Here is a 23,923-nt window from a genome sequence, read left to right as displayed (position 1 = left end):
CACGATAGTCGGGTTCGGATTATACGCCGGGTTCAAGCAGAGGCCGAATTTCGGTGCCGACGGCGATTTCGGCCTGCTCGGGGTCACAGCAGACATGCGTGACAAGGCCCTCAACATCCTCGCTGCGCCTCTGGGGGAGCTTCAGAGGCGAGCCAAGGAAGAAAGAAAAGGCTGGGACACCATGGCTTACCGGCCGAGTGTTCTGCGTCGATTTCCCTGTGTTCGTAGCGGCCGACGCGGCTGGAAATTGCGATCGCCATTGCCCGACCTGATCCTGGAGCGGATCACCTCCGGGCTGTTCTACGATGTGATCGGTGGTGGCGGCCCGGTGCGTGACGACTATGGACATCGTTTCGAAGAATACACTCTCCGCTATCTCCGGGCGATGACCCCGACGGTCAAAGCAGAGCCGGAGTTTATTGTAGTGCAATGCATCCGCAGATATTCCAGGAAGGCCCCGAAGGCAGCAGAGTGATGACGCTGTCGGGGATAATAGAGGCGGAGTCCGGGAAATGGCGGCGTCCAAGAGTTCGAGCACATGCACGAGCTTTCCCGAACTGATATCCTCACGCGCCTCCGACATGCTCACGTGAGCGAGGCCAAGCCCCAGCTTCGCGGCTTGAAGCGCAATGGCAACGGAGCCGACCTGAAGCCGCCCGCTGACGGCTATGGTGAACGGCCGAGCGCCATCGTAAAACTCCCACGGCATGACCCGCCCGCTTGGCAGTCGGGCTACGATGCAGTCGTGATCAACGAGATCCTCCGGTCTTTCAGGCGCCGGTTTGTCGTCGAAATATGCCGGTGATCCAACAACTATGATCTGCTCTTCGGGGCTGAGGGCGATCGCGACCATATCCTGCGGCACCACCTCCTCAAGTCGAATGCCGGCATCGAAGCCGTCAGCCACGATGTCGCTCAGAAGTCCGTCGCTCACGATCTCGACATCAATCCCCGGATATCCCGCCATGAATGCGGCAACGGTTGGAAGGAGCCGCGCCGCGGCGACCTCGGAGGCATTCAACCGGATTCGGCCGGCTGCTTCGCTTCTAAGGCCCTCGATCACATCGAAGGCCTCGGAGATCGAGGCGAGCGCTGGCGCCATCCTCTCGATCAGTGTTTCCCCTGCTTCCGTCGGAGCTACGCTACGTGTCGTGCGGTTGAACAGGCGAATGCCGATGCGGTTCTCTATCGACGCGATCATGTGGCTGAGCGTAGGCGCAGAGACGCCCAGTTCGGCTGCGGCGGCGCGGAAATTGCGACGCATCCCAAGAAGCCTGACCGCTTCGAGATCACGCAGGCTGAGCGGCTTCATAATTCGGACTTTCGCATTAGTGCATCAAGGTGAACGCTGGTTATCTAGAACACCGGTGGGCTTCATATGGTTTTCCGAAAGGAGAACACATCGAAATGGCCAAGGTACTTGTCACTGGCGGCACCGGATTTGTCGGAGGGCACTGCATCCTTCAGCTGCTTGACGCAGGACATGCCGTCCGCACGACGGTGCGCACCATCGAACGCGCCGTCGAGGTTCGGGACCTCGTTGCGCTACACGCAAGCAAGGAAGCGGCGGTTGATGTCGTCCAGGCTGATCTGCTCGACGATGCCGGCTGGGCGGAAGCCGCGGATGGCATGGATTTCATCCTGCACGTTGCTTCCCCGTTTCCGGCTGACGCACCCGAGGATCCCCAGGAACTGATTGTGCCGGCGCGCGATGGCGCCCTCAGGGTCGTTCGGGCCGCGCGTGATGCCGGGGTGTCGCGGGTCGTCATGACGTCATCCTTCGCTGCCGTTGGATACGGGATCCCTTCGCGAAATGGACCATTCGACGAGAACGACTGGACCGATCCGGACGAGCCCTCGGTACAGGCCTATATGCAGTCCAAGTTCCACGCGGAAAAGGCGGCATGGAACTTCATCGCGCGAGAGGGCAACGGTCTGGAACTATCTGTGATCAACCCGACCGGCATCTTCGGACCTGCGCTGAGCGACGACTTCTCGACATCCATCGGTTTGGTGCAGGGTCTTCTGAAGGGGGCGCTGCCAGCTGTTCCGCGCATTTCCTTCGGCGTCGTCGATGTGCGGGACGTGGCGGACCTTCATCTTCGCGCTATGCTCGCGCCCAAGGCAAAGGGCGAGCGCTTCATCGCCGTCGCTGGCCCGGCGCTGTGGCTCAAGGACGTCGCGGCGATACTGCGCCACCAACTTGGCGATCGCGCATCCGGGGTGCCCACCCGCGAGATGCCGGATGAGGAGGTGATCCGTTTAGCTGCGGAAGCTCCCGCGATGGCGGCGATGGTACCCCAGCTCGGCATCGTCCGCGAGTCCACGTCCGAGAAGGCCATCCGGTTGCTCGACTGGGCGCCTCGCTCAGCGGAGGAGGCAATTCTGGCGAGCGCTCGGTCGCTGCTGGAACGTGGAATGGAAGACACGTAGGATATGGTAGGGCTATCCCTCCTTCGTCGATCGACCGTGTGCTGAAGCAAGAGTGCGATGGTTTCCGCCATCGCTCCACTGCCCTCGCGCGACCCAGACGGTTCAGTCGTCGATCAGGTAGAAGGAGTGGATGCGTCCGCTGAAGATAAGGGCGATATGGCATCCGGTAGCCACCGGAGCACCATCACGATGGGCGATCCAGCGGAGCATGTAGAGATCGTTCTGTCCGGAAACCGGCCACATGGGCGCGCAATTCAGTCCATCCATTCGTTCGGCGAAACGGCTGGCGATTTCAAGGACGGCTGCCCGTCCAGCGCGGGCCGTGTCGGCGTGATAGATGACGGCGTTTTTATGCCAGAGCAGGTCGAAGGTCTGAGCACGGACGCCAGGCTCCGGGTCGCAGAAGAGGCGACTGAGGTTGCCCTTCATGATCTCTGCAGGTCCTTGCCCGTCTGAACCGGAGCCCGCGTCCTCATCGCTTCGGAATATCGCCATGTCCGTCAGATCGAAGCCGAGAGCCACATCGGATCGCGGCATCAGCACGCCGGTGGCAAGATCGTCTTGCTGGCGTGTCGGGATGAGTTCCATTCAATCCTCCATTCCTCTGCTGTGGAACGGTGAGGGTGCGCAAGTTTCGCGTTCCCGAGAATCATGCGAAGGGCGAGGTCCGACCGGTCTTTCCGGGAGTGCGGCTAGACGCGAAGGTAGAGCAGACGAGAGTTCGTGCGCGCTGTTCAGCCCTTGGACGCTGTGAGCAGTCATCCGCTGGCGAAAGCCTTATCCTGACCCTCTCGCAACATGGCTGTCGCCGGTTTCACTGCATAGCCTTAGTGGCATTCGTCACCTGGGATACAGGCGCTCAGCAAACTTTGTTTGCCCGACACCGATGCCGTTTCTGTCATCAGGTGACGGTGAGGCAGTAGGTAAGGGTGGATCTCCATACGTGACGACCGGTCGCCGCGCCGTTCGGAGGCGAGGGGACGGCGCGCATCGTGCAGCCTTTCCAGGCCGTCACGATGCCTGCGGCGCGGTCTTGACGGCGGGCGTTCGGTGCGAGGTCAGACATCTGGAATTCAGTCGTCGCCGAACGGATCGATGCCGAGGGCCCTTGCGACCCCAGCGCCATAGTCGGGATCCGCGTTTGCGCAGTTGGCGATGTGGCGGCGCTGGATCTCCCTGCTCGCTCCTTTGATGGCGCGCGCCGTATTGCCGAATAGCGCTTCCTGCTGCGCATGGCTCATCTTGCGGAACAGGATGCCGGGCTGCTCGAAATGGTCCTCATCCACGCGATGGTCCCAATGGTCGGCGAGGTCGCCGATCGCGAGCGGCTTCTCCTTTATCTCAGGATGGTCGGCCCACTCCCCGACACTGTTCGGATAGTATGGGGCGGTTCCACCGAGGTTGCCATCGACGCGCATCTGTCCGTCCCTATGGTAGCTGTGGAAGGGGCAACGGGGCGCATTGACCGGGATTGAGTGGTGGTTGACGCCAAGACGGTAGCGCGCGGCGTCTCCGTAAGAGAACAGGCGGGCCTGCAGCATCTTGTCTGGTGAGAAGCCGACGCCTGGAACGATGTTGGCTGGAGTGAACGACGCCTGCTCGACCTGCGCGAAGAAGTTCTCAGGCGTCTGGTTCAGCTCCATCATTCCCACCGGGATCAGTGGATACTCGCCTTTCGGCCAGACCTTGGTCAGGTCGAAGGGGTTGTGCCGGTGGTTCCTGGCCTGCTCCTCGGTCATCACCTGGAAGCAGAGCTGCCAGCGGGGGAAATCGCCGCGGTCGATCGCGTCGAGGAGATCGCGCCCATGGCTCTCGCGATCCTGGGCGATCACCGCTTGAGATTCGGCGTCGGTGAGATTCTCGATCCCCTGTTGGCAGCGGAAATGAAGTTTGACCCACACGCGGCGGTTGTCGGCTTCGATCAGGCTGTAGGTGTGCGACCCGAAGCCGTGCATGTTGCGAAGGCTGCGCGGGATGCCGCGATCCGACATGACGATGGTGACCTGATGGAGCGCTTCGGGGAGAAGCGACCAGAAATCCCAGTTGTTCTGGGCGCTCCTCAGCCCGGTGCGAGGATCGCGCTTCACGACATGGTTGAGGTCCGGAAAGCGGAGCGGATCCCGGAAGAAGAACACCGGGGTGTTGTTGCCGACAACGTCCCAGTTGCCCTCTTCGGTGTAGAACTTCACGGCGAAACCGCGAATGTCGCGTTCGGCGTCGGCGGCACCGCGCTCGCCTGCAACGGTCGAGAAGCGCATGAAGAGGGGGGTCTGCTTGCCTACTTCCGCAAAGATCCGAGCCTTGGTGTAGCGGGTGACGTCGTGGGTTACCGTGAATGTTCCGAATGCGCCCCAGCCCTTTGCGTGCATGCGGCGTTCGGGAATCACCTCGCGATCAAAGTGCGCTAGCTTCTCAATGAGCCAGACGTCCTGGAGCAGGGCGGGTCCACGTGGGCCGGCAGTCATGATGTTGAGATTGTCGCCCACCGGTGCACCCGCCGCAGACGTAAGGCCCTTGCTCTTCATGTCGTCCCCTTTTCACCGAAATCCTGGAACCGTTGGACTAGGTTGAACGGCGACAGGCATCGATAATCCCGAGGTATAGATCTGGGCCTACGTTGGTGGCATCGTCCCCGCCTCAATCACAAGAACGGTTCAAGCGGGAACCGTTTTCCATCGAGAAGGGCATGTGCAAGCTCGCGACTGGCTGATCCGCCAGGACGGATCGCGCTTTTGGGCTATCGCGCCGAGGCCGATGTGTATTGAGATCGGCTCGTCTACCCGCACTTGAATGGACTCCGCTGCTCAAGTGGCCGATCGTGAAAGCCAGGTGGCATAGGCCGAAACTATCTTTTCCAGAAAGACGCTCAAAGTCTCTTCAGTAACGATCCCATCTGTGTCGAACTTGGCGGCCGTAACCCCCCCGAGGTACGCCTCGGGCTGCTGGAGCGTCGGCATGTCGAGGAAGACGCACAGCTGCCGGAGTTGATGGTTCGCGCCGAAGCCGCCGATCGGACTTGGTGAGACGCTAATTACTGCAGCAGACTTGCCTCCCCAAACGCTCTTGCCATAAGGCCGCGAGCCGACGTCGATCGCGTTCTTGAGGGCGCCGGGGACGCCGCGATTATATTCCGGCGTGCAGAAGATGACACCGTCCTTGTCGACGATCTGCTTGCGAAAGCGTTCGTATTCTGCGGGCGGTGTGGCATCGAGATCTTCTGAATAGAGTGGCAGATCCGAGATCTGGACGATCTCAACGTCAAACCGGTCCTCTGCAATGAGCATGATGCTTTTCGCGACTTTGAGGTTGATGCTGTCTGCGCGTAGGCTGCCGACGAGGATGGCGACCTGGGGATGGTGGCTGTTCATGGATCTGGTAGCTCCTCTCTGTATCCGCAGTGCGCGATGACGGGAGGTTCGAACACCGGCGCCGGCGGCACAATCATCCTAAAGTCGAGGTCGCCTCACCTTTTGCCGGAAGGCTGCATCCATACCCGTTCGGGGATTGCATCGTTGCCCAAGCGCAACCAAATTGTCCCAAGGCGAGCTACAGTGTCGAGGCTCGGTCGTAGGATTGTTCAACCATTCTCAGGCGAAACGCTGTCTTGCCCGCATTCCTGGGGATCGCGCGAAGTGGGATCTATCGGGCGATTACGACGGGCAATTTGGTCAGCACGACCACCAATCGGAGGAGCCGATGGATGAGGAACCTGCTGTCAGAGGCGAAAGCCACCGTTCTACCGCTCGCAGAGAGCTTCGATGCGGAACACGTCTCGGGTCCGGAGACTACGACCTTTTCCCTCCTGCTCAAGCACATGCCGATAGCTCTTTGGCAGGTAGACTCGACCAGTCCTGCAGACGCGTTCGAGAAGCTGAAGGCGGACGGGGTGGAGGATATCGAGGCCCACCTCCTGCAGAATCCCGAGCTGATTGAGTTCGCCTGTGACACGGTGATGGTCACGCGTGCCAACGATGCGGCGCTGGCCATGATCGGAGAGACTGACGAGGCTTTCTATCCCAGATCGGTGCGCCACATCTTCGAGGCGACGCCGCAGGCCGCCGTTCGCGTGATGGTCGCCCACTTCCATGGTCGTAGGACCCATGTCGAGGAATTGCGGATCAACACCACGGATGGTCGCGTCGTGGACGTGCTTTTCCTCGTTACATTTCCGAGGCCGCCCGAACGCCTCGACGTCACATTCATAATGATGTTGGAAATTACCGACAGGCTCGCGACGGAGGCGCATCTTCGGCAGCTTCAGGCGGATCTGGCCCACGCGTCACGTGTCTCCACGCTGGGCGAGCTGGCAACTTCGATCGCGCACGAGGTGCGGCAACCGCTAGGCGCCATCGTGCTGAACGGAAACACGAGCCTGCGCTGGCTTGAAAGGTCGGAGCCTAACCTGCCGAAGGCGCGCCAACTCATAGAGAGGATGGTGGAGGCTGCAACTCAGGCAACCGAGATCATCGATCGCATACAGGGGATGGCTTCGAAGCGGGTGCCTGTCCGGACGAGGCTCAAACTCAATGAGATCGTCGACGTTGCACTGCGCTTCGTTCATCACGAGAGCATCGAGAGAAGGGTGGCGATAAGAGCCGACCTCGACCCTGACATCCACGACATCGATGGCGATCGCATCCAGCTGCAGCAGGTCATCGTCAATCTGCTGGTCAACGCGATGCACGCGATCGACTATCGCACTTCCGGCGGCCCAAGACATATTGCGGTGTCCACGAGAATGGATGCACCGGATCGGGTCTCGTTGGTGGTGGCCGACACCGGGCCCGGAATTGCGGAAGAGCATCTGGACAGCCTTTTCGACGGCTTCTTCTCCACAAAGCCGGAGGGTATGGGGATGGGTCTCACCATCTGCAGCAGCATCATGCGTTCCCACAACGGGAACATCAGCGCATCCAACCGCGAGGGCGGTGGTGCGATGTTCACCTGCAGTCTGCCTGTCGCGGGCGGTTGAGCAGCGGCCTGAAGGGTCATGGAGGCATGTGAGACTCCAGATCGTCGATCAACTTGGTGTCTGCCCCCCTTCAGTTTTTGAATTACCTAAAGGTGCGCAGATAGCCAGGATAAACGATATGCGAGACATGTTTCACAACGTGGCCAGACATCATTCCGCGGCTTCGATCGATCTGCTCGGATAGTTCAGCCGGTGATCACGCTCTACGCATCCTGACATGCTGTCAGGATGCAGGCTTACCGCACCGTGCGCCTCCGCGATGTAGTCGGCGGTGCGCAGTGTGAGGGCGGCGATCGTGAGCGAGGGGTTGGCCCAGCCGGAGGTCGGGAAGACCGAGGAACCGACCACGTAGAGGTTGCCGATGCCATGTACTCGTCCCTGGGCGTCGACGACACCGGTGCGGGGCGTATGGGACATTCTCGTCGTACCCATGTGGTGATACCCCCCGATCGGATGAGCCGACACGCGCGGGTCGTTGCGCCATTCGACGCTTTCGTCATCGAGCCAGGCAGCAGCGGATACCCTGCCCATGCCCAGACGTTCGAATTCCTGCGCTAAGGTCTGGACCAGCACGGCGACGCTCCTCTTGTCGATTTCGCTTAGGCGCCAGTCTAGGTGCACCCGCGGTACGCCCAGGGCGTCAGCCTCGGGGGCGAGCGTGATCCGGCTGTCTGAATTCGGAGCCTGCTCCGCTCGTATCGACAGCGCCAATTCCAGCTTGCCTAGCTTGTGGAGAAGCCACGGCCGCATTGGATCGGTGAAACGCTGCAGCGCGGTTGCCGCCTCCTTGGTCCTCAGCCACATCAATCGGTTGGCTCTGGTGGGCGCCAGCTTGTGCTTCGCGTGGCTGTAGGCCCGCATGCCGAGGAACTGCCCATCGAGTTCGGGCTGTCGCGCCGCGATGGTCAGGGAGGTGTTGAGGATGCCATGCCTCCGCTGGATCTGCCGACTGGCTGTGATTAGGGCGGCCAGTTCCTGGCCATCCAGTTTGTGGCGCTTCCCGAAAAGCCGCAGGAGCGACCAAGCCCTATCGCTGGAGATGTTTCCGCCTCGCGCATGGGGGTGTTCCATGAAGAAGCGACCGACCAGACCATGCCCGTTTCCGACGCCATCCTCGCTGAGCGACCGGGACGCCAGGAGTATGCGGGCGTTTTCGATGCCGCCGGTCGCCAGGACGACGACGCGAGGTCGAACCATGAGTTGGCGACCGGTAAGGGACTTGGCTACGACGCAGTCGATCGCTCGTCCGTGCGAATGAGGGATGATCTCGGTCACGGTCGCGTGAGTGATCACCCTGCAGCGAGGATGGTCCGTCACGTCGCGGCAGTTTCGGAAGGCGAAGCGATCCTGCCAGGGATCGAAGGACCATAAGGGCATTTCCAGCCGTGCTGGATCAAACTTCGGGACGGATATGCCGGCTTCGCTGAGATCGGCGCTAATCGGTGTCCATGGCGAGAGGTCCAGCTGCACCCGGGCCTGCTCATAGTAGCGTGCAAGGTCGCTCCAAGCGATGGGCCATCCGGAATGCGGCACCCACGACCTCTCCTCGAGATCGATCGGGGAGAGTTCAGCGCATCTTCTTCCCCAGATCGCTGTCGTTCCGCCGAAGAAGCGCAGCCGCGCGTCGCGCAGCGGATAGTACTCCCGCCCGCTCGAGGCCCCATCGTTGAGATCCGCAATCGCGTCCTCGTGATCGGTGCCGCCGCTCTCGAGAATTGTGACCTCGCAGCCGGCCGAGAGCAGGCGTCGCGCTGCGGTGATACCGGCCAGTCCCGTTCCGATCACGCAGACCTGCGTGTGGTGGACGGTGAGGCCGTCGCTCATGGTGGCCAGGTCGAGCATCCTTTTCCTCCTTCGCCTCGCAATGCGGATCGACGACGGAGGAGAGCATGCGTGGCCGTGCGAGAACATCAGGACATCGGCGTGGGACGGGCATACCGAGGATGTGCTTGCCCAACCGAACGTTGAGGTCAACGCGTCATGGCCTGCAGCGCCCGTCGGGCGCGAGAGGAGAGGGCGGCAGGTCGGCCAAGAGCATGAACCGCCGTCGACCTCCGTATAGTGGCTGGAGGTCATGCTCTGCGCGACGATGATGCGGATTTTTTAATTCCGGAGCATGTTGATGACTGAGGCCGCTAAGATCACCCTTGCCGGAGGCGAGTACGGATATCCCGTCCTTGCCGGATCTCTCGGCCCGGAAGTCGTGGATATCCGCAAGTTCTACGGCCAGACGGGGGCATTCACCTATGATCCCGGCTTCACTTCAACGGCATCCTGCAGATCATCCGTGACCTTCATAGATGGCGATGAGGGGATCCTTCTGCATCGTGGATATGCCGTCGGCCAACTCGCGGAGCGCTCGAGCTTCATGGAAGTCGCCTATCTTCTTCTGAATGGCGAACTGCCCAACGCCCATGAACTCGCTTCGTTCGTTACCACGATCACATCTCATACGATGGTGCACGAGCAGCTCTCCAGCTTCTATCGCGGCTTCCGGCGGGATGCCCATCCCATGGCGCTGATGTGCGGGATCGTGGGTGCTCTGTCCGCCTTCTATCCTGACTCGACGAACGTGCATGATGCGACACAGCGCTTCGTCGCCAGCCACCGCCTTATTGCGAAGATGCCGACGATCGCCGCGATGGCTTACAGGTATAGCATAGGCCAGCCCTTCCTATATCCCGACAACTCGCTTTCCTACGCGGCAAACTTCCTCAGGATGACTTTCGGGGTGCCGGCGGAGCCCTATGAGGTGAACCCCGTTGTGGAACGGGCGATGGACCGCATCTTCATCCTACACGCCGACCATGAGCAGAACGCATCGACCTCGACCGTGCGTCTGGCCGGATCCTCCGGCGCCAACCCATTCGCCTGCATCGCCGCCGGCATCGCCTGCCTGTGGGGTCCGGCCCACGGGGGAGCGAACGAGGCTGCCCTCAACATGCTGCGCGAGATCGGGACGCCCGATCGGATCCCACACTACATCGCGCGCGCCAAGGACAAGAACGATCCGTTCCGGCTCATGGGCTTCGGCCACCGGGTCTACAAGAACTACGATCCCAGGGCGGCTGTCATGCAGAAGACCGTTCGTGAGGTGTTCGACAGCCTCAATGTTGACGATCCGGTTTTCGAGACCGCGCTACGGCCTGAAGAGCTTGCCTTGAGTGACCCATATTTCATCGAGAAGAAGCTCTTCCCGAACGTGGATTTCTATTCCGGTATCGTCCTCTCCGCCATCGGCTTCCCGACTTCGATGTTCACAGCGCTGTTCGCGCTGGCTCGGACCGTGGGATGGGTGGCGCAATGGAATGAGATGATCACAGACGAAGACCAGAAGATCGGACGGCCGCGGCAGCTCTACAGCGGCACCATCCAACGGGAGTACGTTGGACTGGGGGGCCGCTAGACATGTGATTGCGGGCTCGCAGGCTCAGGCCACGCTACGGGCCTGTCGGGTCGGTTGCCAGCCTGGCTTCATGGCCCAGCTGACGCTGTCGATCCTGATCACCTAGCCTAACGGTTTATTGGCTGGTCCCTACTCCATCCCTATTCGCTCGCTGGAATGGAGTGAGAGGTATGTCCCATGTCTAGAAATACGCGCATTTCACATCCGGGCCTCCGCGACCGGATCATGCCGGCGGAGCAGGCTGCCGAATTGATAGTGGCTGGGGATACGGTCGGCATGAGCGGCTTCACCGGGTCGGGCTATCCCAAGGCGGTACCGCTCGCGCTCGCGGGGCGCATCGGGCGCGAGCATGCGGCTGGCCGGGATTTCAAGATCAAGGTATGGACCGGCGCTTCCACGGGGCCTGAGCTCGATGGGGCGCTGGCCGAGGCTGACGGGATCGAACTCCGGCTGCCTTACAATTCCGACCCGATCGCACGCGACCGGATAAACCGTGGAAGCATGAATTACTTCGATATGCACCTTAGCCAGGTGGCGCCGATGGCGTGGCAGGGCTTTCTGGGCGAACTGGATGTGGCCGTTGTCGAAGTGGCTGGAATCCGGGCGGACGGGAGCCTTGTTCCCTCTTCCTCGGTTGGCAACAACAAGACGTGGCTGGACCGTGCGAAGAAGGTGATACTCGAGGTCAACCGCTGGCAGAATGCTGCGCTGGAGGGGATGCACGACATCTACTACGGCACCGCGCTCCCTCCACATAGGGTTCCAATCCCGCTCGTCCATCCCGATGACCGCATCGGAACCCCTTACCTTCGTTGCGACACGGACAAGGTCGTCGCCGTTGTGGAGACGGATGCCCCTGATCGAAACCTGGCCTTTGCTGCGCCGGGCGCCGAGGCGACTGCGATCGCCGGTCACCTGCTTGAATTCCTCCGCCACGAGGTGGCGCGCGGACGCCTTCCGTCGTCACTTCTTCCCATTCAATCCGGAGTGGGCAACGTCGCCAATGCGGTCCTGTCCGGTCTCATCCACTGTCCCTTCAATGACATGACCGCCTACACCGAGGTGGTGCAGGATGGTATGCTCGACCTGCTCGACGCAGGAAAGCTGCGCATGGCGTCAGCGACGGCCTTCTCGCTCAGCCCGGAGGCAGCAGCGCGGATCAATGCCAACATGTTGGCGTACAGGTCGAAGCTGGTACTAAGGCCTCAGGAGATCAGCAACCACCCCGAGATCATACGCCGTCTGGGATGCATTGCGATGAACGGCCTAATAGAGGCCGACATCTACGGTGCCGTGAACTCGACCCATGTCATGGGCTCGCGAATCCAGAATGGCATCGGAGGATCAGGCGACTTCGCTCGAAACGCCTATGTCTCGATCTTCACCACTCCATCGACTGCGAAGGGCGGGAAGATTTCCGCGATCGTGCCGCAGGTCAGTCATGTCGATCACATATCCCAGGACGTGCATGTGATTGTAACGGAACAGGGCTTGGCGGATCTCCGAGGCCTAAGCCCCAGGGAGCGTGCCAAGGTGATCATCTCCAACTGCGCCCACCCGTCATACAGGCCCTTCCTGGCCGACTATCTGGAGCGGGCAATGGCAGGTTCTTACGGATTGCAGTCCCCCATGCTGCCTCGCGACGCATTGTCGTGGCACCAGCGGTTCATGGACACCGGATCGATGGCGTTCCAGTAAGCGGTATGTCTGGGCGACACGCGCGTGCGCCAATCTGCAGGCTGTCATTGAGCCCGGGCGCGAACCCGGCGAGAAAGTACCGGGTTGCCGCTTTGCGGTGCCCAATGGAGCGGTTGTCGTGCGTCATCCCAGTCAGTCCCAACTTGGCTTCAATCCGTCCAGGGGGTCAAGGCTCGCCGAATTTCCGGTCTGACAATTCCGACATCGGAGCAGGCGCCATGTCAGGAGATATCCATGACCGAGGATGTGAATTCGAACCCGAGAACTGTGAGCGGATGAGCACCGTGACGCAGGGCGAGCCCCCGATCAGCGGCGCTCTGACGTCCTGCAGAGCCGGAGCCTCGAAGCGGATCATGGTCGGTCATTAGGTAAAGGGAACGGGCCGGCTGCCGCAGATGGGATATTTGCCGACCCGTTCCAGAGACACATTGTGCCACGTTTCGTACCCTGGAGAGGATGGGGCGATCGGAACGCCTACACCGTGTATGGCCCTATGCGGGTGCTGGATATCACACGCAGGTTCCGCAACTGCCATCTCATGGTCTAGGTATCGATGTTCGAAGGCGAGGCGAGGGCGACGCGCTCATAGCCGCATGCCGCACATGGCCAGCATGATGGCGATCGCCAGGGATGAAGCGAACATGATTCCCGCCATCCAGACCTTGTTCGCACTGTGCTCGGCGGTTCCATGCGCGATCATCACGACGCGGAGTCCGGAGAAGATGTGGCCAATCACCAGCAGGATCGCCAGAGCGTAGTGGGGGATGAGGCGCGCGCTCCACGGGTCGTGTATCAGGCCGTTCGGCGCGCCTGTCGCAAAGTCCCAGCCAGTTGGTATACCGAAGGTCCATCGCGCTAGAGTGAAGACGGCGTTCATGTGGCCAAGGATGTAGATCGCGAGGTACATCCCGGATGCGACCTGGAAGGTCTTGTGGAAATCCATTCTCCGCGCGCTCCAACGCCATGCCAGCATTAGCCCTGTGCAGACCTGGAACAACATGGCTGCGATCAGGACGGGTTCCACGACCGGAGACCGATACACCCTGCGTCCTGCCTCCATGACGGCGGAGTGGGCAAATTCGCCTTTCCAGGCGAAAAGGTGGTTGGTGAGATGAAACGCCAGGAAAAATATCAGAATGAGCGCGGTGACGCCGTGAATGACGCGCAGCCCCGAAGACGGCGCCTTCCACTGTGGCGCGCCTGCTTCGAGCGGAGCGAATGCCGTGTAGAGAATGGCGGCACACCAGATGACTGCCCACAGTACTTCGTCGGGAAGCGGGCTCGACAGAAGGATGTTCCACACGCCGATGAAGCAATACAGGGTGGGGGAGGCCACCGTAATGTATGCGAGGCGTCTGGCACGGGTTTCGAAAGCCTGAGCCACGATCGGAAACCGTGACCCATTCATTACGCATAGGAAGCCGTAGGTCGGAACCGCGAACATCAGAAGCATCATGAACGTGGCGAGCACGATCCGGGTGAAGGTCTCCTCCGTCCCGGGCAGTCCCACCGCCAGATGGAAGCCATCGACGAAGAGGGGATAGAATAGTGCCGCTGCTGCGGGGGCTGTGGCCGATCCAATGAGAGCTCCGCCGAACCTCCCATGCCGCCTTTGACCAGTGGCTGTTACTTGGGCTTGCGCCATGTGATCTGCTCCGCGGCTGGAAGAGCGACCGCAGATGGTGGACACCGGCAGCCGATCTGGATGGGATCTTCGTCTTCCAAAGGCCTGCCACGGATCCGGCGCGGTTTCGTCCATACGATGGTCTAGCCGGCTTACAGCTATACCTTCGCATGAGCTGTAGGTGCCCTAGGTCTGGTCGAGCATGTGCGATGGCGTGATTAAGGTGGGAGAAGGCGCCAGGCGCTCGCGATGATCGACGGCTCGGTCTTGCGGTGACAATGCAGGGAGCGAGGTGATGCGATGAGAGAGGGCGAGGAAGAGTTTCCGATGAAGATCAGGGAATTGACGGTCGGCGATGATCTGACGGCGTGCATACCCGTCATGCGCGAACTCCGACCGCATCTGCCGCCGAACGACACGGAGGTTGTTGAGAGGATTCAAAGGCAAATGGAGCAAGGCTATCGTTTGCTAAGTCTTGAAAGCGGTCGCGAAGTGGTGGCGCTGGCGGGCTTCAGGATGCAGGAAAACCTCGTCTTCGGCAGGTTCCTCTATATCGACGACCTCGTCGTCTCGGCGAATGCGCGCAAGCAGGGGCATGCAGAGAGGCTTCTGGACGCAGTCCGGGAGATCGGCGTGACGGACCAGCGGGAATTTCTCGCACTGGACACCGCCGTGACCAATGTCGCCGCTCAGCGGGTGTATCATCGCTGCGGTTATGAGACGGTCGCACACCATCTCATACAGCGGCTTGCGACTTAGCGGGGCTGTTGCTCGCGAGGAGCGACAAGCGAGGCCAGGGTGGCGAACGCCAGACTGGCGACTATGATGCTCACCATCGTCTCCTCGAGCGTGGCCTGCATCGCGAGGAAGACGAATACCGCCACCACCAGTATCAGCAACCATCCGGTGGTCTGGGTCCGCTCCTTGTTCGATTGCGCAGAGTGACGAAGCACGAGATCGATAGCGAGCTCAGTTTGCCCGGCGGAGTAGCCTGCGTCCGCAAGGCGGTGGAGCATCGCCGCGTCGGCCTCACCGCGGACCCTGGTCATTATGGCGAAACGACGTAGTTCCTCCAGTGGCTCGCTCGCCAGGTGGTTCGGCTGCTCCCTTCCAAGCAGGTTGGCCAGTCGAGCGCCCCACTTGGAGGGTGTCTGGATCGACCTTGGAGTGTCCTGCATCGAAAGTTGGATCACGGAGCGTTCGAGCTTCGAAAGGCTTTCGGCGCTGCTCTTTCCGATTGATGAGGTGTGCGACGAGCCTGTTTCGATGACATCGTATTCAGCTATTTTGGAATAGGCGTAGCCCATGGCCTGCCTCCTGCTGCGAAGGATCGTCCCCGACCGTAGTGTCGGCCGGGGCGTTTCCAGAGATGGGGTCAGAAATGGTAGGCGACGCCGACCAGAGCCTGATGACGCTGGAACTTCGTGTCGCTGCCGCCGAGATCGCTGTAACGATATTCGAGACGGGCGGAGACCTTTTGAGTGAGCATGCGTTCCACGCCGCCGCCCACCGACCAGCCATCGAAGGTGTCCTTGTTGTATCGCGATCCTGCAGCATCGATGATGCGGACCGAGCTGCGCAGGTTCTCGTAGCCGCCGCGGACGTACAGGAGGGTCTTGTCATCGACGAGGTAGCCGGCGCGAACGCCGAGGTCGAAGCTGCGTTCGGGATCGATGCTGGCGAGCGTGCCGCCTCCCGAGCGCGCGACGGCATCGTCGAAGCCCATACTGAAGCCAGCCTCGGCCGACAGGACTATCCGATCGGCGACCTTGTGATTGTAGCCCGCGAAGATGCCTGCTGTTGCCGAATCCTGAGAGCGACCCACGTTTGTGCGGCCGATGTCGGTATCGGCGTCGCCGACCTTGTTCTTGTTCCAGCCAGCTTCGATGCCCGCATAAGGGCCTTGGAACGCGTCCTGTGCGGCAGCTGGCGCGGCAGCGGCGATCGCTGCGACGATGGCGAGCGGGGCGAAGGTGATCAGAGATTTCATAGCACTTACCTTTCGTTCATGCCGCCGCGGCTCGCTGCGTTGGTCGGCGATCTTTCGTCAGGCGTGACGCACTTGTGATCAGCAGGGAGAGTGCCACCGTAGACCGATCGCCTCATTGCGATCGGCTGGCTCCGGCCTTGGCTCTGTTCCCTATCGTTCGAGAGCGTCGCTAGACGCACCCTAGGTAGCTCAGGTCGCTCGATGTTATTATCGGCCACAATGCCATGTCATTCATGCTGGAATGAGAGGAATGATCAAACGTATGTAGAGGTGGGAGAGCCGGGTTGGCAGACCGGGCGGCGACATGTGAATGCGCCCGCCATGGCGACACCCATCGGGATTAGCTATGAGGCGCCAATTGGCGAACCATGGGCGGGTTGAGCCGGGCGCGCGTGGCGCATGTCGCCCGTGAAGCGATGGAGTGCTGGCCGGACGGAGTGAGGGCGGCCGGACCGCGGAGGGCCCGACCGCCGATCGCTCGGCCTATTTCCGAATGAAGGCGAGCAGATCTGGGTTGAGTGCGTCGGCGTGGACGGTCAGCATCCCATGCGGATAGCCCTTGTACACTTTGAGCTCGCCCTTTTTCAGCAACTTGATCCCGAGCTCCGCGGAGTCCGCGATCGGCACGATCTGATCGTCGTCGCCGTGCATCAGGAGTACCGGCACGTCGATCTTCTTCAGGTCCTCGGTGAAGTCCGTTTCGGAGAATGCCTTGATGCAGTCGTAGTGCGCCTTTGCACCTCCCATCATGCCTTGGCGCCACCAGTTGTCGATCGTGCCTTGGATCGCCGTGATGCCCGGCCGGTTGAACCCATAGAATGGGCCTGAGGGTATATCGATGTAGAACTGGGCGCGGTTTGCAGCGAGCGCGGAACGGAAGCCGTCGAACACCGAGAGTGGCAGGCCGCCAGGATTGCTGTCCGACTTGACCATCACCGGCGGGACTGCGCCAACCAGGACCGCTTTGGCGACGCGACCGGATTGCGCCCTGGCAACGTAGCGAGCGACTTCTCCTCCGCCGGTCGAATGGCCGATATGCACTGCGTGGTGCAGTTCGAGATGCGCCGCGAGTTCGACGACGTCCTGCGCATAGGTATCCATGTCGTTTCCGGCGTCCGTCTGCGTCGAGCGCCCGTGGCCGCGCCGATCATGTGCGACGACGCGGAAGCCATTCTCGCGGAAGAAGATCATCTGCGCATCCCAGTCGTCGGAGCTGAGCGGCCATCCGTGATGGAAGACGATCGGCTGGAGGTTCTTCGGCCCCCAATCCTTGTAGAAGATGCGGGTGCCGTCTTTGGTCGTGAAGTTATCCATCGTCATGTCTTTCGCTTTCGAGTTTGCATGCGGCGCAGCGGCCGCGATCTGTGTCGAGCTGATGATTCCGGCTGCAGCTATTCCACCCAGCATCTCGCGACGAGTGGAATGGAGCGACTTGAGGTCGTCCGAGCCGAAGGGAGGCGTCATGGATGTGGTCCCCTTCCCGAGAGACGGGCCGCGATGACGAGCCGGCGGGTCCCGGATCGGTCCTTCAAGGTCCCGCTCTCTCGGAAGCGGGACGCGGCGGTTGCGCAATATGGGCGGCCGACCGATGCGTATTGAGACGACCGGACGGAACCGACCGCAATCGCGCACGCGGGACTGCGGGACGGTCCATGACAGGATAGCTTCGGCGCATGCAGGCAACGACCGCCGTAAGGGAGAGAAGCGGTCATACGAATGGGTAGGGCGCGCGGGCAGGCGGTGGTCTCTGGAGTGTGCGAAAGTGTGGATCTACGGTCGATCGCCGAGCGACCGTCTGTAGATGTGAGGATCGACATTCGCCCCCGAAACGACGACTATGATCGTTCCGCTCCCCGTGGAGACCGCGCCGCCGAGAGCGGCTGCCAATGCGACGGCTCCACCCGGCTCGACGACCAGCTTCAGGTTCTGGAAGGCGAAGCGCATGGCGGCGAGTACCTGGTCGTCGTTCACGCGGAGTCCCGCGGTCAGGAGTCGCCGGTTGATCGGGAAGGTGAGCTCGCCGGGGCTGGGAGCGAGCAACGCGTCGCAGATCGAACGTGCGGCGGGATCGACGCGTTCGCGGCGGCCGCTGGTGAGCGATCGTGCGGTGTCGTCGAAGGCTTCCGGCTCTACGCTGTAGATCCTTGCGGATGGCTTGGCATGCTTGACGGCCGTCGCGATGCCGGCGACAAGCCCTCCGCCGCCGCAGCACACGAGCACATCGCCGATCTCCACCCCAAGCTCATCGGTTTGCTGAAGTATCTCGAGGCCAACGGTGCCCTGACCGGCCATTATGTCCGGATCGTCGAACGAGGGGACTAGAACGGCTCCGCGCGAAGACGCGAGAGACAGCGCTATCTCCTCCCGTGATTCAAGGAACCGATCGTAGTTAACGATTTCAGCGCCATATGCGCGCGTGTTCTCGACCTTAACGGTTGGCGCATCCGAAGGCATCACGATCGTGGCAGATGTCCCGAGCAATCGTGCCGCGGCGGCGACGCCCTGGGCGTGGTTGCCCGATGACCAGGCCACGACGCCAGCAGCGCGCTGTGCATCCGACAGCTGAGAGAGCCGATTGTATGCGCCGCGGAATTTGAAGGAGCCCGTATGCTGGGCCCCCTCGAACTTAACGAGCGTCCTGCGACCGGTTCTCTCGTTCAGGGGCGTGAATTCCAAAAGAGGGGTACGGACGGCGACGCCGCGGATGCGTTCTGCAGCGCGGAGCACATCGACCGCTTCTATTGCCAGACCGGTCGTACCGCTCATGACTTCCCGCCTCGATCGATCAGCCCGTGTGCGAGCGTCCAGAGACGCTCGGCGTTGTCCGCATCCAATGCATAAGGCGCGACGCCGCCGGAAAAGTCCGTCGGCCGTTTCACGACGACATGCGTCTGGTTGCAGTCCTCGAAGTACAGCCCTCCTATGCCGTTCAGCAGCGGCGAGGCGGCCACAAGGACTGAAGTGGCGGCTCCTTGCTGCGCCGTCTTCCGCAACGGTTGCGGTGTCTGCAGCCCGCCGGTGTGCTGTTGCAGACCTGTGGCGATTGCCCCTGGATGGAGCGTATTGCACATGATCCCGTCGTCGGCCCAGTGGTGCGTGATGGCGACTGCGAGCAACGCGGTTGCGGTCTTCGACTGCCCATAAGCCATTATCGGTGAGTAGGGGACGAAGTCGAAGGAAAGATCGTCGAATAGCACAGGGCAGAACTGATGACCGCTCGAGCTTAGCGAAGCGATGCGCGCGCCTCCTGCACGGGCCAGCGCTTCGCGGAGGCCGATGGTCAGGGCGAAATGGCCGAGGAAGTTGGTTGCGAACTGCATCTCGAAGCCTTGCGGGCTGCGTTGCAGTTCGGGTACCGCCATTATCCCAGCGTTGTTGACCAGCATGTGCAGCGGTCCGGTCCAGCCGTCTATGAAGGCGGCAACCGAATTGAGGTCGGCAACGTCCAGATGTCCGACATAGATGGCAGGATTGCCTGTAGAATGACGTAGGCCATCGACCACCGCCTTCGCGGCATCGGGACGACGGACCGCCAAGGTGACGGACGCGCCGGCCGATGCGAGCGCCCGTGCGGTCTCGAAGCCGATACCCGCTGCGCCACCTGTGATGATCGCGGCCTGGCCTGTCAGGTCGACGCCATCGAGGACCTCCGAGGCTGTCGTCTCGAAGCCGAACGGGGTCGTTATCCTCGTCATAGTTTGCTCCTGAGCATTTCCTTCACCCTTTGCGGACGGGCCGGACGCAATCGCCGGCCCGTCCTTGGCCACAGGTGCCGCAGGGCGATGGCACCGTGGAACGCTCGAAATGGGGGTGTTTCGAGCATGCTCAGAATGGCCTTCGCTGGTGTTGGGGGCCATCAGACCAGGTGCCAGCGGTGATCATCCATGAGTATAGGGATGGAGACGAACTTCGCGGCGATGCGAAACGGGCGATCTCCATCATGCATGTGAATGGGTTGTCTCGTCGCGTCCGAACACCGCGTCGCGAGCGATGGCATCGCCCCCTTCGATGGCGACCTCCTCTGCCCGCACCGGGCTGGCGAGACCGTCAAGATAGATGAATTTAAGATCGTCGATGCCGATCGTCGCAAGGACATCGCGAAGATACCCGGTAAGATGATCGGGCTGAAACTTGCCCGTTCCCGAAACGATGCCCCCGGCGGTCACCACCACCAGTGTCGGGCGGTCTGACAGAAAGCCCTTCTTGATGCCGTCGACGGTGGCGAACGTCCGTCCATAGCGGAGCACGAAGTCGATCCACATCTTCAACGATGCCGGGACGGTGTAGTTGTGCATGGGTGTCGCGACGACGACGAAGGCGGCTTCCTCGAGTTCCCGGATCAACTGCTCGGATAGCGTAAACACCTCTTCGTCATGTGAATGGCCGCCCACGATCGCGTCGGCATAGACGGAGTGGATGGTGGCATCGGCGAGCGCGGAAAGGTCTCTTTCGACGACGTCCAGCGATGGGTGCCTCTGCCTGAGGTTTTCCACCGCCTGCATTGCCAGGATGGCGCCACGCGAGGCGCGCCCGTACGGGCTTGCGGTGACGAGAAGGATGGATGGCATCTGTATTCCACTTCGTGTCTAGACCGGGAGATCGCCGGCGGTTCGCACGCGCGACGATCCCCCCTTTGTCGTCCGGCGGTTCCGGTCAGGTTAGGTTCGCCTTGTCGAGGCCGAACGCCTTGTCCTGGGAGCCGGGGACGGACTGGAACGCAATGGATGCGCGGTTCCAGGCGTTGATCACCATGACCATGTAGGTCAGGTACACCGTCTCCTCCTCGGAGAACTGCGCGCGGACGGTGTTGTAGATCTCGTCGGGTACGCCATGGGGTGACAGCTTGGTGAGCGCCTCGGTCCATTCGAGTGCGGCGCGCTCCCGATCGCTGAAAAGCGTGGACTCGCGCCAGATCGCGATGTGGTGGATGCGCAGTTCGCGTTCGCCGTGGATCTTCGCCTGCTTGATGTGCATGTCGAGACAGAAGGCGCAACCGTTCAGCTGCGAAGCTCGCATCTCGACAAGGCCGAGGATAGCTTCCTCCACGGTGCCCTTCTTCGTGGCAAAGGTCAGATCCATCAGCTTCTGCGTAAGGGCGGGAACCTGCTTGAGGTGATCGATACGCTGGGACATTTCTCCGTACTCCTTCCTGTTCGGTGGTAGCGCGGAGATACGGACGCGTAATTCATACGATTAGGTAGGTGAATGCCATGTGATTGATGCCGATAAGGGCCTAATACCCGGATGGGGATTAACGCTAGCATCTCCACCGGATACCGACGAACCTAGGCTTCCGCAGGTACCTCCGGGGATTTCTGATCCGGTGCACCTGCATCTTTGGAGGCAGGGCACGGATAAATGTGGAGCGAGCTCGATGACCATCAAGATTGGCAGTGGATTGCAGAACTTCGCGTATCCCGCGGGCTATACCGGCCCCAGTGGCGGAAAGCAGAGTGGCGAGGTTCAGTCGGATCCCAATCTGAGCCGCGCGATCGAGGATCTCAAGGAAGCTGCCGCGAAAACGCCAGCCGAGCGCGCGCGCGATGCTGTTCTGAAGAAGCATGGCATAGATGAGAAGGGCTATAACGCGCTTGACGCAGACACGCGCAAGGCGATCGAAGAGGAGATCGCTGAGGCGGTGAAGCGCACGGTCGGTACGAAGGAGAAGGCGGAAAGTACTTTCATAAGGATGGGTTGAAGTCGGCTCCCGCTGCTAGGCGGACAATCGGTCCGCTGACTCGTCTGTCCGCTGACTCGTCGGCCCGCCAGCTTCTACAGGCTCTGCATCATAGGATCTTGTCCGACATGCGCTCCCCCTTTCCCTGATTTCGGCTGCAGCGCTGCTGTTCTGCGAATCCGCCTGCACGGAAGAGCGGTGGGAAGAGCGTCTGGCGACCGCAGGAGCCAATCCCTCTGTCGAGACGCTCCTCAAGGTTGCGGATCCCGATGTGGGGGCTCGAAAGTTCGGAGTATGTGCTGCTTGTCACAGATCGACCATCGGAGCGCCCGATGCCGGTGGTCCCAATCTCTATGTTGTGTATGGGCGCCCGATGGGTTCGAACAGCGCCCGTTTCGCCTATACCGCTGCCCTGAAGGAAAAAGGAGGGCGGTGGGATGCAACGACGCTGGACCGATGACTCGAAAGTCCCCGGAAGCTGAAACCTGGAACCAGCATGCAGTTCGTCGGACTGACCGACCCGCTTGACCGGGCGGAGATCATCGCCTTCCTGGAACGCCAATCGAACTGAGGTTGATTATACCGATGGCCACGTCTGCGGCGCATCGTTCATCACTTGAGCTGCGAAGGGCTGGCGTTCTCACCGACCACTATCGCGGGAAGTCGCACGGTCAGCTGGGCACCTCCACTGATTGCCCGCCCTACGCCGATCGATCCTCCATGGGATTCCACTATGGATCGGCATATCGCAAGTCCCATGCCGATCCCGGATTGCTTGGTCGTGAAAAAACTATCGAAGATTCGGCTGTGCCGATCCTCCGAGATGCCGGGTCCGGTATCCACGATGCGGACTTCGACGTTTCCGTCCATCGCAGGGGAGGTTTGAACGTGAACCGCTCGCCGCTCGACGTTCCCCTGATCGATGGCCTGGATCGCATTCATAAGTATGTTCACGATCACCTGAGTCAGTTGGACGTGAATGCCTTCGACTGCTGGCAGTGGCCGGGATAGTTCGGCTTGAAGCTCGATCCCCTTCGCCTTCGCTTCGTCCTCGACAAGGGTGAGGGCACCCGCAACGAGCTCGTTCAAGTCCAGCGGAACATGCTCGATGGAGACACCTGAAGAGAGGTCCCGCAAGCCGTTGACGACATCGATCGCCCGTTCGGCGTGAGCAATCACGCTTTTCAATCTCGAGATCGCGCGTTCTAGGTCCGGCGGCGACTTGTCGAGCCAACGAAGTGCGGTGCCACCGTTTACGACGATCGACGATAGAGGCTGACTGACCTCGTGCGCGATCGAGGCTGCAAGTTCGCTGGTGACCGAGGCGCGGGTCGAATTGGCAAGGCGCGCTCGCATGCGCTGCAGCTCCGCTTCTGCCTCGATCTGTGCGCTAATGTCTATCATGCCGAGCAGGCTGTTGCCCTGTGGCTGGCTTCTTGGCGGGAAGGCCTGCGACAGGAACACGGGCACCCGCTGTCCAGAAAGTCCGCAGACGACCGTCTTCTCGACGATGAACCGCCTGCCCGAATATCGCGCGCAGAGCATGCGGCGGAAGGTATCCGGCCGGGCCTCCCAATAGGCGCGCACGCTTGTGAGCATGGAGCGCGGATCACCGGTCCCGAAGAGGGATTCGGCGTAGTCGTTCGCCTCGGCGATCCTGACCAGGTCGAGCGCGCGTTCGACCTCGTAGGGATGCGCGTCCAAGTACGTGGCGAGGTCCGTCACGCCCTCACGCCGCGGCTTTTCGAATATGCTGAGCGTACCGAACGCATCGATGCGCATGAGCGCGATAGGCATCTGGTTGAAGAGCTGCCGATATCTTCCTTCGCTCGCCCGTAGGCGGCTGCGGGTGTCACGGGGCTGCTCGAGCGTGGCCAGCACGAGCCGGATTCCGCCTGCACCGGCGTCGCAAGCTGTCATCCGGACAGGGAAGGTGTCACCTGCCATTGTCCGCACTGTCACCTGGACAGGCGCCTTGCATGTTCCAGCCAGGGTGGCCTTGATGATCGATGTCACCATCCGGGCATCCTCCATCGCGACCAGTCGCTCGAGTGGCTCCCCTTTGAGCTCATCGTCACTTTGGGCGCCGAACATCACGAGCGCATGTTCGTTCAAGTGCCCTA

At 61.3% G+C, this 23,923-nt stretch carries 20 protein-coding genes; 6 read left to right on the top strand and 14 right to left on the bottom strand.

From position 1 onward, the window contains the following. Positions 1-19 precede the first annotated feature (19 nt). The gene (locus U5A89_RS15155) at positions 20-1,312 is read right to left on the bottom strand and encodes a LysR family transcriptional regulator (protein WP_338161899.1); all 1,293 of its coding nucleotides are present in this window, start codon (positions 1,310-1,312) and stop codon (positions 20-22) included. Between the two features lie 95 nt (positions 1,313-1,407). Here U5A89_RS15155 and U5A89_RS15150 point away from each other — a divergent pair, with 95 nt between their 5' ends. Then, positions 1,408-2,433 carry an NAD-dependent epimerase/dehydratase family protein gene (locus U5A89_RS15150; RefSeq protein WP_338161898.1) on the top strand — a complete coding sequence of 342 codons (1,026 nt, stop codon included), beginning with the start codon at positions 1,408-1,410 and terminating at the stop codon, positions 2,431-2,433. Positions 2,434-2,535: 102 nt separating this feature from the next. Here the strand turns inward: U5A89_RS15150 and U5A89_RS15145 are convergent, their stop codons facing one another. From U5A89_RS15145 to U5A89_RS15135, 3 genes are all read right to left on the bottom strand, one after another. Then, positions 2,536-3,021, bottom strand: a complete 486-nt coding sequence (locus tag U5A89_RS15145; RefSeq protein WP_338161897.1) for a hypothetical protein — start codon at positions 3,019-3,021, stop codon at positions 2,536-2,538. Positions 3,022-3,506: 485 nt separating this feature from the next. Continuing rightward, positions 3,507-4,958, bottom strand: a complete 1,452-nt coding sequence (locus U5A89_RS15140; RefSeq protein ID WP_338161896.1) for a catalase — start codon at positions 4,956-4,958, stop codon at positions 3,507-3,509. Between the two features lie 279 nt (positions 4,959-5,237). Further along, positions 5,238-5,801, bottom strand: a complete 564-nt coding sequence (locus U5A89_RS15135; RefSeq protein ID WP_338161895.1) for an NADPH-dependent FMN reductase — start codon at positions 5,799-5,801, stop codon at positions 5,238-5,240. A gap of 332 nt (positions 5,802-6,133) precedes the next feature. Between U5A89_RS15135 and U5A89_RS15130 the strand changes: the two genes are divergently transcribed. Then, on the top strand, positions 6,134-7,405 hold the full coding sequence (locus tag U5A89_RS15130; RefSeq protein WP_338161894.1) for a sensor histidine kinase: 1,272 nt from the start codon (positions 6,134-6,136) through the stop codon (positions 7,403-7,405). Between the two features lie 150 nt (positions 7,406-7,555). On the opposite strand, the gene U5A89_RS15125 is transcribed toward U5A89_RS15130, so the two are convergent. Next, positions 7,556-9,247 carry a GMC family oxidoreductase gene (locus U5A89_RS15125; protein WP_338161893.1) on the bottom strand — a complete coding sequence of 564 codons (1,692 nt, stop codon included), beginning with the start codon at positions 9,245-9,247 and terminating at the stop codon, positions 7,556-7,558. Positions 9,248-9,527: 280 nt separating this feature from the next. Between U5A89_RS15125 and gltA the strand changes: the two genes are divergently transcribed. Next, positions 9,528-10,811 carry a citrate synthase gene (gltA, locus tag U5A89_RS15120; protein WP_338161892.1) on the top strand — a complete coding sequence of 428 codons (1,284 nt, stop codon included), beginning with the start codon at positions 9,528-9,530 and terminating at the stop codon, positions 10,809-10,811. A 177-nt stretch (positions 10,812-10,988) separates the two neighbouring features. After that, the gene (locus U5A89_RS15115) at positions 10,989-12,509 is read left to right on the top strand and encodes an acetyl-CoA hydrolase/transferase family protein (RefSeq protein ID WP_338161891.1); all 1,521 of its coding nucleotides are present in this window, start codon (positions 10,989-10,991) and stop codon (positions 12,507-12,509) included. Between the two features lie 583 nt (positions 12,510-13,092). On the opposite strand, the gene U5A89_RS15110 is transcribed toward U5A89_RS15115, so the two are convergent. Beyond that, complete coding sequence (locus U5A89_RS15110; protein ID WP_338161890.1) at positions 13,093-14,154, bottom strand: succinate dehydrogenase/fumarate reductase transmembrane subunit; 1,062 nt, start codon at positions 14,152-14,154, stop codon at positions 13,093-13,095. 306 nt (positions 14,155-14,460) lie between these two features. Between U5A89_RS15110 and U5A89_RS15105 the strand changes: the two genes are divergently transcribed. Continuing rightward, positions 14,461-14,892 (top strand): GNAT family N-acetyltransferase, encoded by a 432-nt coding sequence (locus U5A89_RS15105; protein WP_338161889.1) that lies wholly within the window; start codon positions 14,461-14,463, stop codon positions 14,890-14,892. On the opposite strand, the gene U5A89_RS15100 is transcribed toward U5A89_RS15105, so the two are convergent. The 7 genes from U5A89_RS15100 to U5A89_RS15070 form a co-directional block, all read right to left on the bottom strand. Continuing rightward, entirely contained in the window at positions 14,889-15,440 is a 552-nt protein-coding gene (locus U5A89_RS15100; protein ID WP_338161888.1) for a hypothetical protein, read from the bottom strand. The two genes, U5A89_RS15105 and U5A89_RS15100, sit on opposite strands and share 4 nt — an antisense overlap. A 68-nt stretch (positions 15,441-15,508) precedes the next feature. Beyond that, positions 15,509-16,123, bottom strand: a complete 615-nt coding sequence (locus tag U5A89_RS15095) for an outer membrane protein (RefSeq protein WP_338161887.1) — start codon at positions 16,121-16,123, stop codon at positions 15,509-15,511. Positions 16,124-16,606: 483 nt separating this feature from the next. Beyond that, positions 16,607-17,437, bottom strand: a complete 831-nt coding sequence (locus tag U5A89_RS15090; RefSeq protein ID WP_338163070.1) for an alpha/beta fold hydrolase — start codon at positions 17,435-17,437, stop codon at positions 16,607-16,609. A 456-nt stretch (positions 17,438-17,893) separates the two neighbouring features. Further along, entirely contained in the window at positions 17,894-18,889 is a 996-nt protein-coding gene (locus U5A89_RS15085) for a threonine ammonia-lyase (RefSeq protein ID WP_338161886.1), read from the bottom strand. Then, positions 18,886-19,818, bottom strand: coding sequence for an SDR family NAD(P)-dependent oxidoreductase (locus U5A89_RS15080; RefSeq protein ID WP_338161885.1), 933 nt, complete (start codon positions 19,816-19,818; stop codon positions 18,886-18,888). The genes U5A89_RS15085 and U5A89_RS15080 overlap by 4 nt, the downstream gene beginning before the upstream one ends. A 243-nt stretch (positions 19,819-20,061) precedes the next feature. Further along, positions 20,062-20,691 (bottom strand): FMN-dependent NADH-azoreductase, encoded by a 630-nt coding sequence (locus U5A89_RS15075; RefSeq protein WP_338161884.1) that lies wholly within the window; start codon positions 20,689-20,691, stop codon positions 20,062-20,064. Positions 20,692-20,776: 85 nt separating this feature from the next. Then, a complete protein-coding gene (locus tag U5A89_RS15070; RefSeq protein WP_338161883.1) occupies positions 20,777-21,256 on the bottom strand; it encodes a carboxymuconolactone decarboxylase family protein in 480 nt (159 codons plus the stop codon). Positions 21,257-21,497: 241 nt separating this feature from the next. Here U5A89_RS15070 and U5A89_RS15065 point away from each other — a divergent pair, with 241 nt between their 5' ends. Beyond that, entirely contained in the window at positions 21,498-21,821 is a 324-nt protein-coding gene (locus U5A89_RS15065; protein ID WP_338161882.1) for a hypothetical protein, read from the top strand. A 591-nt stretch (positions 21,822-22,412) separates the two neighbouring features. On the opposite strand, the gene U5A89_RS15060 is transcribed toward U5A89_RS15065, so the two are convergent. After that, a complete protein-coding gene (locus tag U5A89_RS15060; protein WP_338161881.1) occupies positions 22,413-23,915 on the bottom strand; it encodes a PAS domain-containing sensor histidine kinase in 1,503 nt (500 codons plus the stop codon). Between the last annotated feature and the right edge of the window lie 8 nt (positions 23,916-23,923).

This window comes from Sphingobium sp. HWE2-09, assembly GCF_035989265.1.
GTDB lineage: Bacteria > Pseudomonadota > Alphaproteobacteria > Sphingomonadales > Sphingomonadaceae > Sphingobium.
The sequence above is the reverse complement of the archived record's forward strand: the minus strand, read 5'-3'. Positions and strand labels throughout refer to the sequence as shown.